This window comes from Arthrobacter alpinus, from assembly GCF_001294625.1.
GTDB lineage: Bacteria > Actinomycetota > Actinomycetes > Actinomycetales > Micrococcaceae > Specibacter > Specibacter alpinus_A.
The window spans coordinates 829,705-846,296 of record NZ_CP012677.1 but is presented as its reverse complement, the minus strand read 5'-3'; the positions used below and the strand labels follow the sequence as shown (position 1 = coordinate 846,296).

Here is a 16,592-nt window from a genome sequence, read left to right as displayed (position 1 = left end):
TTCTTCCGTTGAGCGATTCCACGCTCTTGCTCATCATCGCCATCGCGGCGGTAGTGGCCGCCATTGCAATCGTGGCCGCTGTGGGCTTCAGACTGTCACGATCGCACCGCGAATTGGGCACCGACGCCGAACGCGCCACTTTCCGCACCCTGCACTCGGCGGCCGCGGCCGGGGCGCAGCTGCGCAACGGCCTGGAACCGGCAGGGGCACTCAAGGCCAGCAAACAGCTGCGTTCACTGCTGAACTGCGCCGCGTTTGCCATGACCGACGAATCACAATTGCTGGCTTGGGACGGCGCCGGGGCCGCAGCTAAACAGCCAGACTCCGACGTGGTGATGCGCCTGGCGGCCCAGACGCTGGGGAACGGGCGCACGCATGTGGCAGTGCTTGACTCCGCACTCAGGGAGTCCTTGGGGCTGCCAGCAACTGGTGCGGATCTGAAAGCGGCAGTCATCTGCCCCATCACTGTTGATTCGCGGGCAGCCGGTGTGGTGATCATCCTGAGCAAACAGCCAAGCGCAGGGCTGGTGCGGGCCACGAGCGAGGTGGCCGCATGGGTTTCTGCACAGGTGGAACTGGCCGAGCTCAGCGCCTCGCGGACCCTGTTGGCCGAGGCCGAGGTCCGTGCCTTACGCGCCCAAATCAGCCCCCATTTCATCTACAACTCACTGAACGCCATCGCCTCTTTCATCAACACCGATCCTCAGCGCGCCAGGGACCTGGTGGTGGAATTTGCCGACTTCACCCGGTATTCGTTTCGCCGCCACGGAGATTTCACCACGCTCGCCGAGGAATTGCGCTGCATCGACAGATACCTTTTGCTTGAGAGCGCCCGCTTCGGTGACCGGTTGCAGGTCAGCCTGCAGATCGCCCCCGAAGTGCTCAGCACCGTGATTCCCTTCCTGAGCTTGCAACCACTGGTGGAAAACGCTGTGCGGCACGGGCTGGAGGCGAAAATCGGCAAGGGCCTCATCCAGCTTTCCGCCCGCGATCTGGGCGCTTTCACCGAGGTCACCATTGAGGACGACGGCGTGGGCATGGACCCGGAGCAGCTGCGGTTGGTCTTGGGCGGGCAACACGACGGCACCCATGTGGGCTTGCGCAACGTCGATACCCGGCTGCGCCAGGTTTACGGCGACGACCACGGGTTGACTATCGACACAGCCGTCGGGCACGGAATGCTGATCACCATGACGGTGCCTAAAAACCAGCCGGGTCACGACGCCTGACTCTAGCGCCTACCTGCCTCCCTAAACTCGCTCCGTCCCCAACGGCTGCCACCGCTCGCAAGCTCGCGGCGGGCCCCGCGGCCGCTAGGCTTAGCCCATGATTAACGTGCTGGTTGCCGACGACGAGTTACCTGCCGTAGATGAATTGGCGTTTCTGCTGGGCAAAGATGCCCGCATCGGCACCATTCATCGCGCCTTGGGCGGGGCAGAAGCCTTGGAAATTTTGTCCACCGAAACGGTGGAAGCGGTCTTCCTGGATATTCACATGCCCGGTTTTTCCGGGCTGGAACTGGCCAAAGTCATTGGGCAGGCGGCCTGCCCTCCCGTAGTGGTGTTTGTGACAGCAGACGACGACCGCGCCTTGGAGGCCTTTGATTTGGCGGCGGTGGACTACCTTCTCAAACCCGTGCGCACCGAACGTCTGACCCAGGCAGTGGACCGGGTCTTTGACCTGGTGGCCCAACCTTCAACGGTTGACGAGGTAGAACTGATCACCGTTGACCAAGGCGGCGTCAGCCGCATCATCCGTCTTGATGAGGTCCGGTTTGTCCAGGCCCAGGGCGACTACGCCAGGCTCCACACAGCGGAGGCCAGCTACTTGATCCGGGTCCCCCTGGCCGATCTGGAACAGCGGTGGGCCGATTCGGGCTTCTTACGCATTCACCGTTCCTACCTGGTGTGCATGCAATTCGTGACAGCCTTGAAGCTGGGCTCCGCCAAGCCCACAGTCTCGGTGGCGGCGGCCGATCTACCCGTCAGTCGCCGCCATTTGCCCACGCTTCGCGAACGTCTGCAAGCCACCCGTGTGCGGCCCGGCGCATGAGCACCGGCCCCGGCTCCGAACCGCCACCGGAGGGGCGCCCACCGGCCCCTGGCAGGATCCGCGTGGTAGCCCCACGCAGTCACGCCCAGCATATCCGGGCCAGCACAAGCGTGTCGCAGGAAGTTGCTGAGCAGACCGCAGTGGGTGAGGTCATGGTGCGCTCACTCATCCGGTCCCAGTTGCGGCTGGCACTAGTGGTCAGTGCCGGTTTCATGGCTTCACTGTTTATCTGCTGGATGCTCATCCGCTGGGTGCCAACCTTCATGGACTGGCGGATCTTTGGGGTTCCCGCACCCTGGCTCATGTTGGGGGTGGGCGTCTACCCGATCATCGGCGCTAGTGCATGGCTGTACGTGCGTGCGGCGACAAGGAACGAAAACCAATACCGTGATTTGGTGGATGGGCAGTGAATCCAACCATCGGCTACACCGCCTTGATCAGCGTCTCCCTCGTAACAGCCCTCATCGGTTTTTACGGCTTGCGGGTCTCCCGGACAACCAGTGACTTCTACGTCGCCTCCAGAACTGTTTCGCCTTGGCTGAACGCCTCAGCAATTGGCGGGGAATACCTCTCAGGCGCCAGTTTCCTCGGCATCGCCGGACTCATCATGATTTCCGGTATTGACGCCCTCTGGTTCCCCATCGGCTACACAGCAGGCTACTTGATGCTGTTGTTCTTCGTGGCCGCCCCGCTGCGCCGCTCCGGCGCCTACACCATTCCCGACTTCGCCCAAGCCCGGCTAAACTCCACCAAGGCACGGTACACCACCAGTATTTTGGTCGTGATGGTGGGCTGGTTCTACATCGTCCCGCAACTGCACGGAGCTGCCCTGACCATTCGCATCACCACAGGCTTGCCGTCGTGGGTCGGTGCCAGCGCCGTCGTCGTCATCGTGACAATCACCGTGATCACTGGAGGGATGCGTTCCATCACGTTTGTGCAGGCGTTTCAGTATTGGCTGAAGCTGACCGCGCTGGCCGTCCCGGCGATCTTCATCTTGCTGCATCTCACTGGCGCCACCGGCACGTCCGAGGTAGCCAGCATCCCGGAGGGGACCGAGTTCTTTCCGTCGTCGGATCCGCTCAGTGGCGAGAGCATGTACAGAACCCTGTCCCTGCTTGTCGCGCTACTGTTTGGCACCCTGGGGCTCCCCCACGTCCTTGTCAGGTTCTATACCAACCCCGACGGCGCCGCGGCGCGGCGAACCACGCTGATAGTGCTTGGACTGCTGTCGGTCTTCTACCTGTTCCCAACGATCTATGGGGTTCTGGGACGGGTGTTTCTGCCGGACCTGGCGGAAACCGGCTCCCCCGACGCGACAGTCCTTCTCCTGCCAGGAACACTCATCGGCGGGCTCGGTGGTGACATTCTCTCAGCCTTGGTGGTGGCGGGAGCCTTCGCGGCATTCCTGTCCACCACCTCCGGGCTGGTGGTGTCCCTGGCTGGGGTCATCAGCCAGGACCTACTGGGCGGCAGCGTCCGCGGATTCAGGATCGCCGCCATCGCCGCAACCGTGGTCCCCCTTGGCGTTGCCTTGGGCACCGGCTCGTTGGCGCTGGCTGGAAGCGTTGGCCTGGTGTTCGCTTTCACCGCATCCACGGTGTGCCCGCTGCTCCTGCTCGGTATCTGGTGGCGGGGCCTGACGGATGCTGGCGCCGTGGCTGGCATGCTGACCGGCGGCGTGCTGTGCGGTGTGGCGATCATGCTGGGTGCGCAGCTGGGCACCGATTCGCCCTGGCGGGACCTGCTGACCCAGCCCGCTGCGTGGAGCGTACCGGCAGCCTTCGTGTCAATGATTGTGGTGTCGCTAGCCACGCCCCAGCGGCGTAACGTGCATGTGGCCCGCTTCATGACAAAGCTACATGTGCCCGAACGGCCGCTCGCGGTGGAAGGGACCTACTTTTCCGTGGGGGTGTCGATGGCGGCCATCAATTCCACCACACGGTCCAAGAAAGCATCAACCTGACTCTCTTCATAGCCTTCGGGACCCTTCGCCGGGGCAAAAACGGAGCGGCGGACAATGTCCACACTCAGTTCGCCGTTGTCCTCAATGTAGGTGAGAAGTTCGTGGCACAGCAGGTCCACGTCAGCGATGTTGTAGCTTTGAACACTCTTGCGTGAAGGGCGGCGGAAGCGTTCGCCTTCGGGCCGGTGGAGCCTGGCACGCAACACAGTGGCTGTCTTGCCGATCTTAATCATCCAGGCTTTTTCACCTTCGGCGCCGATCAGCAGCTCCTTTTCGCGGAGCACAAATTCATCCTCAATCCTGTCCATCGCGGCGTCCACGGCTTGGGCGTTGTAGCCCCCCCTGGCCGGATCAAAAGATGCTACACGCACGTCAAGGCTGGTGATGGCCTTGCCGCTGGTGTCTGAATTGAGGAAGTATGCGCGGGCACGGTCAAGGAACACGTCCACCTGTTTGACGTTGTAGCCAATATCCTTGGGGCCAACCAGCTTGAACTTGGAGTTGGTACGAATCGTTTCTTCCACAGTCACAGTCATTCCTCGGGGGTTACTTACTTGGACGGGAGCCAGCTGGGGACGCCACCGCGGCGGGCATCAGATCTGGCCTAAAACGCTAAACGTGGCATAGGCTACGGGCGCCGCAAACAAAATGGAATCCAACCTGTCCATGACGCCGCCGTGTCCGGGCAACAAATTACTCATGTCTTTCACACCAAGTTCACGCTTGATCATGGACTCGGCAAAGTCACCGCCGGTTCCGGCAAAGACCATGCCGATGGCCAACGCAAACCCCACCCACCAGTGTTCATCAAGCAGGAACACCGTCGCAGGGATGGCCACAAGCGCTGCACCGCCCAGGGAGCCGGCAAAGCCCTCCCAGGATTTCTTCGGACTGATTTTGGGTGCAATTGCGTGCTTCCCAAACAGCACGCCCACCAGGTAGCCGAAGGTGTCGTTGGCGACCACCAGCAAAAGCATGATGATCACTTGGACAACGCCGGGGTTGATATCTGCCATGTCCAGGGTGAACCCAAGTGTGGGAGAGCGCTCACCGCGCAGCAACAAAAAGACGAAGCTGAGCAGGAACGGGATCCACAGCAAGGAGAAGATGCCGGCCATGATGCTCTTAAGTGCACCCTGCTCTGGGTCCAGCGACCGCCACAACAAGGTGGCACCGCAGCTTGCCACCAGTGCGAAGAGCAGCCCTTCGGAACCAGCAAAATAAGCCGAGGCAGGCATGGCCAGCGCTCCGATCATGACAGGTGTCAGGGGCGCTTTGATGCCCTTGGTGGCGATGGCCCGGGTCACCTCCCACACCCCCACAGTGACAAATGCCGTGGCCAGCACCACGAACGCCAGTGGGAAAAAGACCAGGCTGCCAACCACCAACAAAAGCAAGGTGACCCCGACCGTGATGGCTGCAGGGAGATCTCGGCCGGCTTTGGGCGTACGCGGTGCTTTCGCGGCCGTGGCAGCCTCCGGCAGAACACCCACCGGTCCTGCCGGGGCGGGGACCACGGGAATCCCGGTCACATCGGCTGCCGCCACGGGTGCCCGCCGCTTAGCTTGCGCGGCAGCGTCGCCGGCTGCTGTCGTTGGCTGCTCGGCCTCACTGTCGCCGGATTCACTGTCAGCCGCCGGCTCGTCAGGGGCTTCCCCCATTGGTTGCGCGGTTGCCTCAGCAATGTCGGGGCGCACCTCTTCCCCGGTGTCCGCCACGTGCGCAACTGGGTGCCGGGCGCCGTCGTCGTCCAGGGCATCAGAGTCCAGGGCATCGGCCTTAGGCACTGCAGGCTCCGAGGCACCTTTAGCCGGGCGCTGCGCAGACTTTGCCGGGCTGGGGGTTCCGGGCACAATGATGGGAATCATGCCAGTCAGTTCAGCAACACGACGGGCTTTCCGGGTGGGAAATTGGTACTCGGCACCCGTAAAGGACGGGTTGGCCGCTGGGTTAGACGCGGCCGGCCCCGTTTCAGGGGAGCCGGCCGGCGGTGGCTGGGGGTCCCTCATTAGACCTCGAGGAGCTCGACTTCCTTGCGCTTGAGCATCTCGTCGATGTTCTCGGTGTGGGCCTTCGTCATCGCGTCAAGCTCCTTCTCGGCACGTGAGCCTTCGTCCTCACCGGCGTCGCCGTCCTTGACCAGCTTGTCCAGCTGCTCCTTGGCCTTGCGGCGCACGTTACGGACCGAGACCTTGGCGTCCTCACCTTTGGTACGCACCAACTTAACGTATTCCTTGCGGCGCTCCTGGGTGAGTTCGGGCATCATGATGCGGATGACGGTGCCATCGTTGGACGGGTTGGCACGAACCTCGGAGGAGCTCAGGGCGCGCTCAATGTCTTGCAGCGCAGCCTTGTCAAAGGGCGTAATCAGCAGTGTTCGCGCTTCTGGGACGGCAAAGGAGGCCAGCTGCTGTAACGGGGTCGGAGCGCCGTAGTAGTCCACCATGACCTTGGAGAACATGGCAGGGTTGGCGCGGCCGGTGCGGACGGCGGAGAAGTCCTCTTTCGCGACCTCGATGGCCTTGTCCATCTTTTCCTCGGCCTCGAGCAAAGTATCTTCAATCACGTCTATCTCCCTCAACTGTATTGACTACATGACTCATCCACGGTCTATGCACGTGGCAATCCTGACACCATCCTATCGTGGTCTGGCACCGGGGAGGGGCCAGACCACACGGGACGTTGGCGCAATTACGGCGTGACCAGGGTGCCCAGTTCTTCGCCAAGGATAGCGCGGGCCACGTTGCCTTCGCCTTCCATGCCAAAGACCAACATGGTGACGTTGTTGTCCTTGCACAGGCTGAACGCGGTCTGGTCCATGACACGGATATCGCGGGCCATCGCCTCGTCGTAGCTGAGGTGGTCCAGTTTGATGGCCGTCGGGTCCTTCTTCGGATCCGCCGTGTAGACGCCGTCAACACCGTTTTTGGCCATCAGGACGACGTCGGCATGGACTTCCAGGGCACGCTGGGCGGCGACGGTGTCGGTGGAGAAGTAGGGCAGACCTGCCCCTGCACCGAAAATGACCACCCGGCTCTTTTCCAGGTGTCGGATGGCGCGGCGAGGAATGTAGGCCTCGGCGACCTGACCCATGGTGATGGCGCTCTGGACACGGGTGTCCACACCGGCTTGTTCCAGGAAGTCCTGTAGGGCCAGGCAGTTCATGACGGTGCCCAGCATGCCCATGTAGTCTGCGCGGGAGCGGTCCATTCCGGAGGCGGAAAGCTCGGCGCCGCGGAAGAAGTTGCCGCCACCGACGACGATGGCCACCTCAACCCGATCTACGGTGCTGGCGATCTGCTTGGCAATACCCCTGATGGTGTCCGGGTCAACACCAAGTTTGCCGGCCCCGAAGACCTCGCCGGAGAGTTTCAGGAGCACACGACGGCGCTTGGCGGGGGTCTTGGCGCTTCCGTGCGGGCATTGGGCCGTGTCTAAGTGGTTGCTTGTCATGTCGCCTTCCATGGGAACGGTAACTTTCATTGGCCGTAAATTCCCTCGATGCAGTTGTTTCGGTGCAGTGGTCACTGCTGTGCAGCGTTCGTGCCAGCCCCGCAGGGCCGGTGATGAGAAGGTGCGTCTAAGATCATATCCGAAAATGTCCACAAGAAAGGGGCAGTCACCATAAGTGGCTGCCCCTTCTTCGTCGCATCAATGTGCTAGTGCTTTATGCTCCAACGCGGAAGCGGGCAAAGGCAACTGCCTTCACACCGGCCTCGTCCAAGACGGTGCCGACGCTCTTCTTGGCGTCCTTGGCGAATGCCTGGTCAACCAGGACGATCTCCTTGAAGAAGCCAGTCAGTCGGCCTTCAACAATCTTCGACATGGCTGCTTCGGGCTTGCCTTCGGCCTGGGCAGTCTCGGTGGCAATGCGGCGCTCGTTCTCGACGGTCTCCGGCGAAATTTCATCGCGGGAAACAAATGTCGGGGACATGGCGGCAATGTGCACAGCTACGTCGTGAGCAACCACGCCAGCACCTTCACCGGCACCGTCAACGGCGAACAGCACGCCAACCTGGGCCGGAAGGTCCTTGGAAGTCTTGTGCAGGTAAGCGTCAACCGTGGCACCCTCAATGCGGGCAATCCGGCGGATGGCAACCTTTTCACCCAAGAGCGCGCCAGCTTCGATGACGAGCTCGGAGAGCGGCTTGCCATCCACGTCAGCTGCTAACAGGGATTCAACGTCGGCGGCACCGGAAGTCAGTGCAACGGCCAGAACCTTGTTGGAGAAGTCAATGAAGGGAGCAGCCTTGGCAACGAAGTCGGTCTCGCAGTTGACTTCAACCATGACGCCAACACCGTTCTCAACTGCTGCGGCAACCAAGCCCTCAGCAGTGGAACGGCCCTCGCGCTTAGTAGCGCCCTTCAGGCCCTTGATGCGGATGAGCTCCATGGCCTTGTCGGCGTCGCCGTTGGCCTCGTCGAGAGCCTTCTTGACGTCCATCATGCCAGCGCCAGTGCGCTCGCGCAGAGCCTTAATATCAGCGGCGGTGTAGTTCGCCATATGAACCCCTCAGTGTAGATTTTTCAGTATTTAAAACTATTGCGGGAAAATCTGGCAGGACCGCTGCGCCTTGTAAGCGGTGCGATCCTGCCAGCTTTTACATCCTCAAATATCAGCCGGTGAAATGTTCCAGGGCCGTAGGAGATTTGCTGAGAATTACTTCTTGGTTGCGGCTTCGCCAGCAGCGTCGGCCGGAGCCTCAACAACGGTTTCGGCAACGGCTTCGGTCTCAACCGGAGCCTCAACAACGGCTTCGGCAACAGCCTCGGCCGCAACCGGAGCTGCAACAGCCTTGTCGCCTTCGAGGAGCTCGCGCTCCCACTCGGCCAACGGCTCTGCCGGAGCTTCTGCGTTACCGGTTGCCTTGTTGTTGCGAGCGATCAAGCCTTCAGCGATGGCGTCGGCGATCACGCGGGTCAACAGTGCAACGGAGCGGATGGCGTCGTCGTTGCCCGGGATCGGGAAGTCGACGTCGTCGGGGTTGCAGTTGGTGTCCAAGATGGCCACAACGGGGATCTTGAGCTTGTGAGCCTCGTCGATGGCGAGGTGTTCCTTCGGTGTGTCAACGATCCAGAGCACGGACGGTGCCTTGGTCAGGTTGCGAATACCACCGAGGTTGGTCTGCAGCTTGGTCAGTTCACGCTTGAGGAGCAGGAGCTCCTTCTTGGTGTGGCCGGAGGAAGCAACGTCCTCGAAGTCGATCTCTTCGAGTTCCTTCATGCGCGAGATACGCTTGGAAACCGTCTGGAAGTTGGTGAGCATGCCACCCAACCAGCGCTGGTTTACGTACGGCATGCCAACACGGGTGGCCTGCTCTGCGATGGCTTCCTGAGCCTGCTTCTTGGTACCGACGAAGAGTACGGTGCCGCCGTGTGCAACGGTGGCCTTAACGAACTCGTAAGCGCGGTCAATGAAAGACAGTGACTGCTGCAGGTCGATGATGTAGATGCCGTTGCGCTCCGTCAGGATGAATCGCTTCATCTTCGGGTTCCAACGACGGGTCTGGTGTCCAAAGTGGACGCCGCTGTCAAGCAGCTGGCGCATAGTTACGACGGGCATGCCGGCGCTCCTTCATATAGTTTACGGTTCTTTAGCTTGGAACCTGTGGCAAAATTTCCGCCAAGGTCCTGCTCCTGGCACCCATTGCGATTCCCATAAACCGCTGTGAGGCGGACCGTATGGGCACAATCCGTTGGCAGTTTCCGGATTCCTCCGGCTACTCGTCAGGGTGGGGTGCGCGTAGTCAGCGTGCAAATAGCACACTGCTCTAGCTATGTTACTACAGTGGAACCTGCGCATCCAACCACAATTGTCCCTCCACAGAGGTCCCGCTCCCCCGTTCTGTGCACAATTGCAGGGCAGTGCGCCACCTGCGTTCCTGGTGCGGCGCAGACTTGGTTCATGAACACAGTTCATCGACATGGCAGCTGGCGCTTCGTTGCGGCATTCGTCTTGGCAACGAGTGTATTTCCCTTGTCCGGTTCGACGGTTAGCGTTGGTGCAAACACATCTTCGAGCACGACGGCGGCACGGCCTCTGCCAGCGTCGCTTGCCTGGGCCTGGCCGCTGGCCGGACCGCAATCCGGCGGGCCACCCCGGGTGATCCACGCTTTCAATCCGCCAGCCAAACCGTGGCTCAGCGGGCACCGGGGTGTGGATTTGCTGAGAACATCGGGGGCTTCCATACGGGCACCCACGGATGGTGTTGTGACCTTTGCCGGCATGGTGGTGGACAGGCCGGTGCTGACAATTGCCACCGCAGACGGCCTGCGGCTCAGTTTCGAGCCCGTGGTCTCAACGCTGGTGGCGGGCAGCACCGTTGCCAAAGGTTCCCAACTGGGCACGCTGACAGCACCGACCCATTGCGATTCCGGCCCGCCCGGACTGAGTAGTTGCCTGCACTGGGGCGTGCGCCGTGGCGATGTTTACCTCAACCCGTTACAATTCATCCTCGACTTGCGCCCGTCGGTGCTGCTGCCGGTGGTGCGGTAGCTGCGCCCTTTTACGAACGCGGGGGCCGTTGTGGTGATTCACCAGTGGCTGGCGATGGGCGAATCACCACAACGGCCCCCGGCCGCGACGATCAGGTTCCGCTACACGATCGCGGAGATGCCCGTGATGGCCCGGCCCGTGACGAGAGTGTTGATCTCGTGGGTGCCCTCGTAGGAGTAGATGGCCTCGGCGTCGGCGAAAATCTTGGCCATCTCGTAGTCAGTGACAATGCCGTTGCCGCCAAGGATGCTCCTGCCCATGGCGACTGTTTCGCGCATACGGGCCGTAGTGAATGCCTTAGCTAGGGCGGATTGCTCGTCCTTGGCGATCCCTTGGTCCTCGAGTTGGGCCAGCCGGACCATCATGCCCATGGAGGCCACGGTGTTGCCGAGCATCTTCACGAGCTGATCCTGGACCAACTGGAAGGAGGCGATGGGCCGGCCGAATTGCTGACGTTCCACTGCGTAGCGGCGGGCCACGTCAAAGGCCGCCATCTGCTGACCAACGGCCTGCCAGGCCACGGCGAGGCGGGTTACTTTCAAGACCTTGTTGGCGTCCTTGAAGCTGTTACCGCCAGCGAGCTTGTACTCGTGGGGAACCACCACGTTTTCCAGCAGGATGTCAGCGTTTTGCACCGTGCGCAAAGAGATTTTGTTTTCGATCTTGGTGGCGCTGTAGCCGGGCAAGGTGGTGTCCACCAGAAACGCCTTGACTTGGTTGTCGGCCACGTCGCGGGCATAGATGACAACCCAGTCCGCGAACGTCGCGTTGCCAATCCACCGCTTGGCTCCATTGAGGATCCAGTTCTCGCCATCGCGAACTGCCGTGGTGCGGGTGCCGCCAGCAACATCGGACCCGCCCAATGGTTCGGTAAGCCCGAAGGCCCCGATCTTCTTCAGGGAATAGATGTCCGGCAGCCAGGCAGCCTTTTGCTCCTCGGAGGCCAGCGCTTCAATGGAGCCGGTGAACAGGCCGTCGTGGACGCCCATAAAGGTGGCAATTGAGGCATCCGCCCGGGTGAATTCGGCATGGCAGATTCCAGCAAAGACGTTTGAGTAGCCCTGGCGGTGAACCGGGCTGGCGATGTCCAACTCGGCGAGCTTGGGGATCAATTCCATCGGGAATTCGCCACGGTTCCAGCAATCCACCGCAATGGGCTTGACTTCCTTGGCCAGGAAATCACGAATCACTTGCAGACGCTCACGCTCAGAGTCGCTGAGCAACTGCTCAAAGCCATAGAAGTCGCCGTCGGCGTAAGGGAGGTTCTTTAAGTCAATTGCAGCCTTGGACATGGACATTCCTTTGCTTGATCTCTTCTTTGAAAGTCACCGGTTCGACATCAAAGCGAACATGTTACTCATGAGTAACATACCGTACGACGGCTGACAGCAGCAACCCACTTCATCTCTGTCACCCGGGGACTGTTCGCCTTGGACTGCGCCTGGTGACACTGGTCAGCGTCCTTCACCGCGTAGCCAGCAACGCCCTGCGAGGACGCGTTGTCACCTACGTCATCTGCGCTTCAGCCTTGCTTGTCTACATTGAGGCGCTGGCCATGTATGACGCCGAGCAGAACGCGCCGGGCTCGTCGATCACGACCTTCTCTGAGGCGCTTTGGTGGTCAGTGGTCAACGTAGCCACCGTGGACTACGGTGATTTCACTCCGGTAACGGGCCTTGGCCGCGGCATTGACGTTTGCCTCATGATTGGCGGCACCGCGCTGCTTGGCGTTGTCACGGCCACATTGGCAAGCTGGCTCGTCGAGAAGGTGTCGGCCACAGAATCCAAGGCTGAAAGCGCAACCGCGGAACATGCGGCGCAGCTATTGGCCGAGATCCGGGAACTTCGCCGCACGGTGGAGGACGCACAGTTGGGGCGGGTCGCAGAGGTGGCAACTGCACCGAGGTAGCCGGTCCACGCTCAGACATGCTCGGCGCAGGGCGTGTCTGAGCGCGGGCCGGCTACCTCAGCGATGGGTGGCGGTCCAGCCGGAGAAAACAAAAAGCCGCAGGTGCCCAACCCGAAAAAAGGTTAGATACCTGCGGCCTTACACGTAGGGCCACTCGGACTTGAACCGAGGACCTTAGGATTATGAGTCCCGCGCTCTAACCAGCTGAGCTATGGCCCCGTGCATGGTGCCCTGCCCGGCCGAATATCGCCCGCTGGGAAAAGCACTTCTGCAATACTAATATGTTTGCCGCTAAACTGCGTGATCCTCGTAGCTGCCGCCACGATAAATGTCCTCAAAGGTGTCAAGTGTCTTCTTCAACCCATGTTTGGCCACCATCGCGTGGCTTGCCGCACCCATGGCTGCTCGGTCTTCAGGGGACAGGCGCATGATGGTGGTGATCTTGCTGGCCAGGTCGTCACTGTTGTTTGGCTCGAACAAGTAGCCGTTGACTCCGTCGTCCACCAAGTGGGGCAGGGCCATGGCGTTTGCCAGGATCACGGGTGTGGAGGCACTCATGGCTTCCAAGGTGACCAAGGACTGCAGCTCGGCCGTACCGGGCATGACGAACAGGTCAGCTTTCAAATAGACGTCGCGCAGTTCCTCGTCACTGATCAGGCCAGTGAACTTGACACGCGAGGAGAGCCCCAGCCTCTCAGCATGAGCCTTCAACGCGGCCTTGACCTCGCCGCCACCGACCACAATCAAGTGCAGGTCCAGGTCGGCTGGCGACTTGGCGATGGCGTCAATGAGCACGTCTATGTGCTTTTCCTCGGCAAGTCTGCCCACAAAGGCCACGGTCAGGTACGGGTTCGCTTCCACGATCTCACCGGGGTCCAACTCATAGTTGCCAACCTCGATGCCGTTGGACAGCGGTAGCACCTTGGACAGGAACGCGTGCTGGTGCATGGCCTTAGCCGCAAGCGGGGTGGGCGTGGTGACCACGTCAGCCTTGCCCATAACCTTGCCCATGTCGCGCCAGGAAACCCGCCCAACAATGTTCTTGAACCATTGCGGGAACGGCAGGAACGGGTTCAGGTTCTCGGGCATGAAATGGTTCGTGGCCACAATCCTGATGCCGCGCTTCTGGGCCTCGGACACCACACGTCCACCAATCATGTAGTGGCTTTGCACATGCACAACATCGGGCTTGATGACGTCGAACAAGGCAATGATGTCCTTCTTGATCTCCCACCCCAAGCTGATGCGGAAGTATTCGTTCGTGGGGACCGAGCGAGAGCGCACGCGGTGCACGGTGGCCTCGTCGCGATTTTCGGTGTACATGGGTCCGCTGTCCGGGCGGCACGCAATCACGTGAACCTCATGGCCGCGCGCAGTCATACCAGAGGCCAACCGGAACGAGAACTGCGCCGCGCCATTGATGTGCGGCGGGTAAGTGTCGGCGGCGATCAAGATCGTCAACGGCTTCTGCGGGCTCTCGCCGGGTGTGGATGTCACGGGATAAAACTCCTGGTGGGTTGTTTGGTGGCCGGACCTGACCGGCACCCGACGGAAGTCAACCGCAGGGGTCAGAACGCCGTCGTACTTCTGGTCTTGAGGCCCCACTATTGCACGGCCAATCTTGCATTACTTCCGTGGCTCCCTTTTGGCATCCGCCCGCCGTTTGACCACGTCCGGATGGTGCCGCGACAGCGCAACAACACCCACGATAGCAAGCAATGCCGCTCCCGCCATGGATATCGCTATCACCGGCGGCACATCGGGACGCAACTCACCTAGGATCACAATGCCGATGGCGATGCCAATCATCGGATCAATGACCGTCAGCCCTGCGATGACAAGGTCAGGGGGCCCGCTGGCGTAGGCGCTTTGCACAAACCAACTGCCTAGGCCGCCGGCAGCAGCAATCGCAATGATTGAATACCATTGCACGTTGAGCAGAAACAGCCCGTTGGGGTCAAAGAACTGTTTGGAAATGATGCGTGTCAACACTGCCACAAAGCCAAAGAGCACTCCGGCGCCAAGAATGTAGAAGAACGCCTTGAGCTTGTGCTTGAACATCACCAGTGCGCCACCAAAAATACCAAGCACGACGGCGAGCAACAGCACCACGGTCAGCTCTTGTTGGACTGTGACGTGGGTATTTTCACTGACCACGTTCACGGCCAGAAGCACGAACAGCGCACTACCGGTGACACAGGCGCTGATCGCCACCACTGTTGCGCGGTTGATCCGGAGGCCTTGGTCGCGTGAGTTGACGATGGTGGTAATCACCAAGGCGATGGCACCAATGGGTTGGATGACCGTCAAGGTGCCCAGGGTGAGGGCCACCACGTTCAACACCATGCCCGCACCCAGGAGCAGCAACCCAACAACCCAGCGCGGGTTGCGGATGAGCCGCAACAAACTTGAGCCGCCCAACGCCAAACCACCGGTGTTGCTTTGCACGGCACTGCCTTGTCGCTGCGCCCCGAAGGCGAGGAAAAACGCCCCCGCCACGGCACAGGCCACGGCTATGCCCATCACGGCTGGCCCATGGCAGGCGGCTGTTCCTGCGCAGGTGCCGGATGGTGGATTTGCCGGTGCTTGAGGAGCACTGCGCGGAAGTATTGACTAAAGGCGATGACGTGCATCACCATGGCCGCAGCCAGGATCACCCAGGACAGCACAAACGTGAAATCCGAATCAAGCGCCTTGGCGAGCAGCAACATGGGCGTGCCGATCATCAACGCGGCAGTGCGTGTCTTGCCCAACATGGTGACCCTCAGCCCGGCATCGCCACGGAAGAAGTACAGTGTGACGGCAAGTAGGACGACGTCGGGAATCAACAGCAGCAGCAACAGCCACAGCGGCAGGATGTGGGCGATGACCATGGTGATCACGACGGCTACGAGAGCCACCCTGTCAGCCACGGGGTCCATCATGCGGCCCAGCTTTGAGGCTTGGTTCAGCTTGCGGGCCACGAACCCGTCAATCCAATCGGTGCACCCCATCATGGCGAGGACAAAAACACCCCAGCCGTACTCTTCTTTGACCAGCACCAGCCAAACAAACAAAGGGGTCCCCAGAAACCTCACTACGGTGATGATATTGGGAATGGTGACAATGGCGTTCGGATTGGCCATGCGCGTACTGGATCCGGCAGCCATCTTCTCTCACCCCTCCCCGAGGATTAGTTCTTTGCACGCCATCGCACCGTTGTCGGCGCCTGACTGGACAAGCGTGTTACTTCTTGAATAACTTTCGCAGCAACAACACACAAGCGGTGGCAGACACGGCGAAGACGCTCAGTGGTTTCCACCGCGTTTTCACTGTTTCAATCCCCTGGGCCATTGGTCCTCCCGCTGTGGAACTGAGCGTGCTTTTTGCCTTGACCTTGGCTTGGTCCAGCAAATACCCGGTCTGCTTCTTCACGTGGGCTTGTTCCAGCAACTCTTCGCGCAGGGACGCCAAATGCTCGCGGCGGGTGTTGGTCCGTTCAATGAGTTCGTGCTCGTTTGCCTTGGGGCCGAGTTCGGCGGCCTTGGCCTCGCGTTCGGCCTTCGCCTGAGCGGCTGCGGCCTCTGCGTGCATCTTTTGTGCTTTCTTCTCTTCCTTGCTCAGCTTCTTGGGAAGGAGCGTGGAGGGGTCAAAGTCCCGGCCTTCGCGAAGGATGCCTAGGTCGTGCCGAATTCCCCGCCAGGCATTTTCTGGCAGCAGTGGCAGCAGGGATTTGAACTTCGTGAACGTTACGAGTCCGCAGATGGCAATCAGGACCAGTAGTGTGGCGCTGATCACCAGGGCTGACAGCCACAGCGGCATGACCGTGGCCAGCCCCGCGATGGCTGCCACCACTAAGGCAATGACCAGTAATGCCAGGAACACCAGGGCCAGGGCGGCGAAAACCGCCACACCACCCACCCGTGCTTTCTTGTGCCCGAGTTCCAGTTTGGCAAGGTCAATCTCGTCGGTAATCTGGCGGGGCACCAGCCTGGCCGTTGTCTTGATCGCGGACACCAGGGTTGAGCCGTCAGGCGCTCGGTGTTCCTCGGCTTCGACGTGCACGTCGTGTTGCGCACCTGTCATGGGACTGCCTCCATCATTTGCTTCCGCGACCGTCATTCCGGCTCCAAAATCTTTGCGTGCCGGTATTGCTTGCGACACTGCTATAAAGACAAAATTACCATCCA

At 60.8% G+C, this 16,592-nt stretch carries 17 protein-coding genes and 1 tRNA gene; 6 read left to right on the top strand and 12 right to left on the bottom strand.

Annotated elements, in window-relative coordinates; translation table 11 throughout:
• Positions 1-8: 8 nt before the first annotated feature.
• The 4 genes from AOC05_RS03600 (at position 9) to AOC05_RS03585 (ending at position 4,018) form a co-directional block, all read left to right on the top strand.
• Positions 9-1,229, top strand: coding sequence for a sensor histidine kinase (locus tag AOC05_RS03600; RefSeq protein ID WP_062009294.1), 1,221 nt, complete (start codon positions 9-11; stop codon positions 1,227-1,229).
• 97 nt (positions 1,230-1,326) lie between these two features.
• Positions 1,327-2,052: a LytR/AlgR family response regulator transcription factor gene (locus AOC05_RS03595; RefSeq protein WP_062005755.1), complete on the top strand. Its 726-nt coding sequence runs from the start codon at positions 1,327-1,329 to the stop codon at positions 2,050-2,052.
• Positions 2,053-2,114: 62 nt separating this feature from the next.
• Positions 2,115-2,462 (top strand): DUF485 domain-containing protein, encoded by a 348-nt coding sequence (locus tag AOC05_RS03590; RefSeq protein ID WP_231687173.1) that lies wholly within the window; start codon positions 2,115-2,117, stop codon positions 2,460-2,462.
• A complete protein-coding gene (locus AOC05_RS03585; protein WP_082357735.1) occupies positions 2,459-4,018 on the top strand; it encodes a cation acetate symporter in 1,560 nt (519 codons plus the stop codon). Before AOC05_RS03590 ends, AOC05_RS03585 begins: the two co-directional genes overlap by 4 nt.
• Here AOC05_RS03585 and AOC05_RS03580 read toward each other — a convergent pair.
• The 6 genes from AOC05_RS03580 to rpsB all read right to left on the bottom strand — a co-directional run bounded on the left by AOC05_RS03580 (position 3,949) and on the right by rpsB (position 9,581).
• Positions 3,949-4,554, bottom strand: a complete 606-nt coding sequence (locus AOC05_RS03580; protein WP_062005751.1) for a DivIVA domain-containing protein — start codon at positions 4,552-4,554, stop codon at positions 3,949-3,951. The genes AOC05_RS03585 and AOC05_RS03580 overlap by 70 nt on opposite strands.
• 57 nt (positions 4,555-4,611) lie before the next feature.
• Positions 4,612-5,886 carry a phosphatidate cytidylyltransferase gene (locus AOC05_RS03575; protein WP_231687172.1) on the bottom strand — a complete coding sequence of 425 codons (1,275 nt, stop codon included), beginning with the start codon at positions 5,884-5,886 and terminating at the stop codon, positions 4,612-4,614.
• 140 nt (positions 5,887-6,026) lie between these two features.
• A complete protein-coding gene (gene frr, locus AOC05_RS03570; protein ID WP_062005749.1) occupies positions 6,027-6,584 on the bottom strand; it encodes a ribosome recycling factor in 558 nt (185 codons plus the stop codon).
• A gap of 125 nt (positions 6,585-6,709) precedes the next feature.
• Entirely contained in the window at positions 6,710-7,471 is a 762-nt protein-coding gene (gene pyrH / locus AOC05_RS03565) for a UMP kinase (RefSeq protein ID WP_062009291.1), read from the bottom strand.
• A 214-nt stretch (positions 7,472-7,685) separates the two neighbouring features.
• Positions 7,686-8,522: a translation elongation factor Ts gene (gene tsf, locus AOC05_RS03560; protein ID WP_062005747.1), complete on the bottom strand. Its 837-nt coding sequence runs from the start codon at positions 8,520-8,522 to the stop codon at positions 7,686-7,688.
• 156 nt (positions 8,523-8,678) lie between these two features.
• Positions 8,679-9,581, bottom strand: coding sequence for a 30S ribosomal protein S2 (gene rpsB / locus AOC05_RS03555; protein WP_062005745.1), 903 nt, complete (start codon positions 9,579-9,581; stop codon positions 8,679-8,681).
• Between the two features lie 342 nt (positions 9,582-9,923).
• On the opposite strand from rpsB, the gene AOC05_RS03550 reads away from it, so the two are divergent.
• Positions 9,924-10,514 (top strand): M23 family metallopeptidase, encoded by a 591-nt coding sequence (locus AOC05_RS03550; RefSeq protein WP_062005743.1) that lies wholly within the window; start codon positions 9,924-9,926, stop codon positions 10,512-10,514.
• Between the two features lie 101 nt (positions 10,515-10,615).
• Here the strand turns inward: AOC05_RS03550 and AOC05_RS03545 are convergent, their stop codons facing one another.
• A complete protein-coding gene (locus AOC05_RS03545; protein ID WP_062005741.1) occupies positions 10,616-11,806 on the bottom strand; it encodes an acyl-CoA dehydrogenase family protein in 1,191 nt (396 codons plus the stop codon).
• A 152-nt stretch (positions 11,807-11,958) separates the two neighbouring features.
• On the opposite strand from AOC05_RS03545, the gene AOC05_RS03540 reads away from it, so the two are divergent.
• Positions 11,959-12,423, top strand: coding sequence for a potassium channel family protein (locus AOC05_RS03540; protein ID WP_062005739.1), 465 nt, complete (start codon positions 11,959-11,961; stop codon positions 12,421-12,423).
• A gap of 145 nt (positions 12,424-12,568) precedes the next feature.
• Here AOC05_RS03540 and AOC05_RS03535 read toward each other — a convergent pair.
• From AOC05_RS03535 to AOC05_RS03515, 5 genes are all read right to left on the bottom strand, one after another.
• Positions 12,569-12,642: transfer RNA gene (locus AOC05_RS03535), tRNA-Ile, on the bottom strand.
• A 72-nt stretch (positions 12,643-12,714) separates the two neighbouring features.
• Entirely contained in the window at positions 12,715-13,920 is a 1,206-nt protein-coding gene (locus AOC05_RS03530) for a glycosyltransferase (protein ID WP_062009289.1), read from the bottom strand.
• Positions 13,921-14,049: 129 nt separating this feature from the next.
• Positions 14,050-14,946, bottom strand: a complete 897-nt coding sequence (locus AOC05_RS03525; protein ID WP_420480391.1) for a DMT family transporter — start codon at positions 14,944-14,946, stop codon at positions 14,050-14,052.
• On the bottom strand, positions 14,946-15,572 hold the full coding sequence (locus tag AOC05_RS03520; protein WP_062005735.1) for a CDP-alcohol phosphatidyltransferase family protein: 627 nt from the start codon (positions 15,570-15,572) through the stop codon (positions 14,946-14,948). Before AOC05_RS03520 ends, AOC05_RS03525 begins: the two co-directional genes overlap by 1 nt.
• Before the next feature lie 76 nt (positions 15,573-15,648).
• Complete coding sequence (locus AOC05_RS03515; protein ID WP_062005733.1) at positions 15,649-16,488, bottom strand: phage holin family protein; 840 nt, start codon at positions 16,486-16,488, stop codon at positions 15,649-15,651.
• Positions 16,489-16,592: the final 104 nt, after the last annotated feature.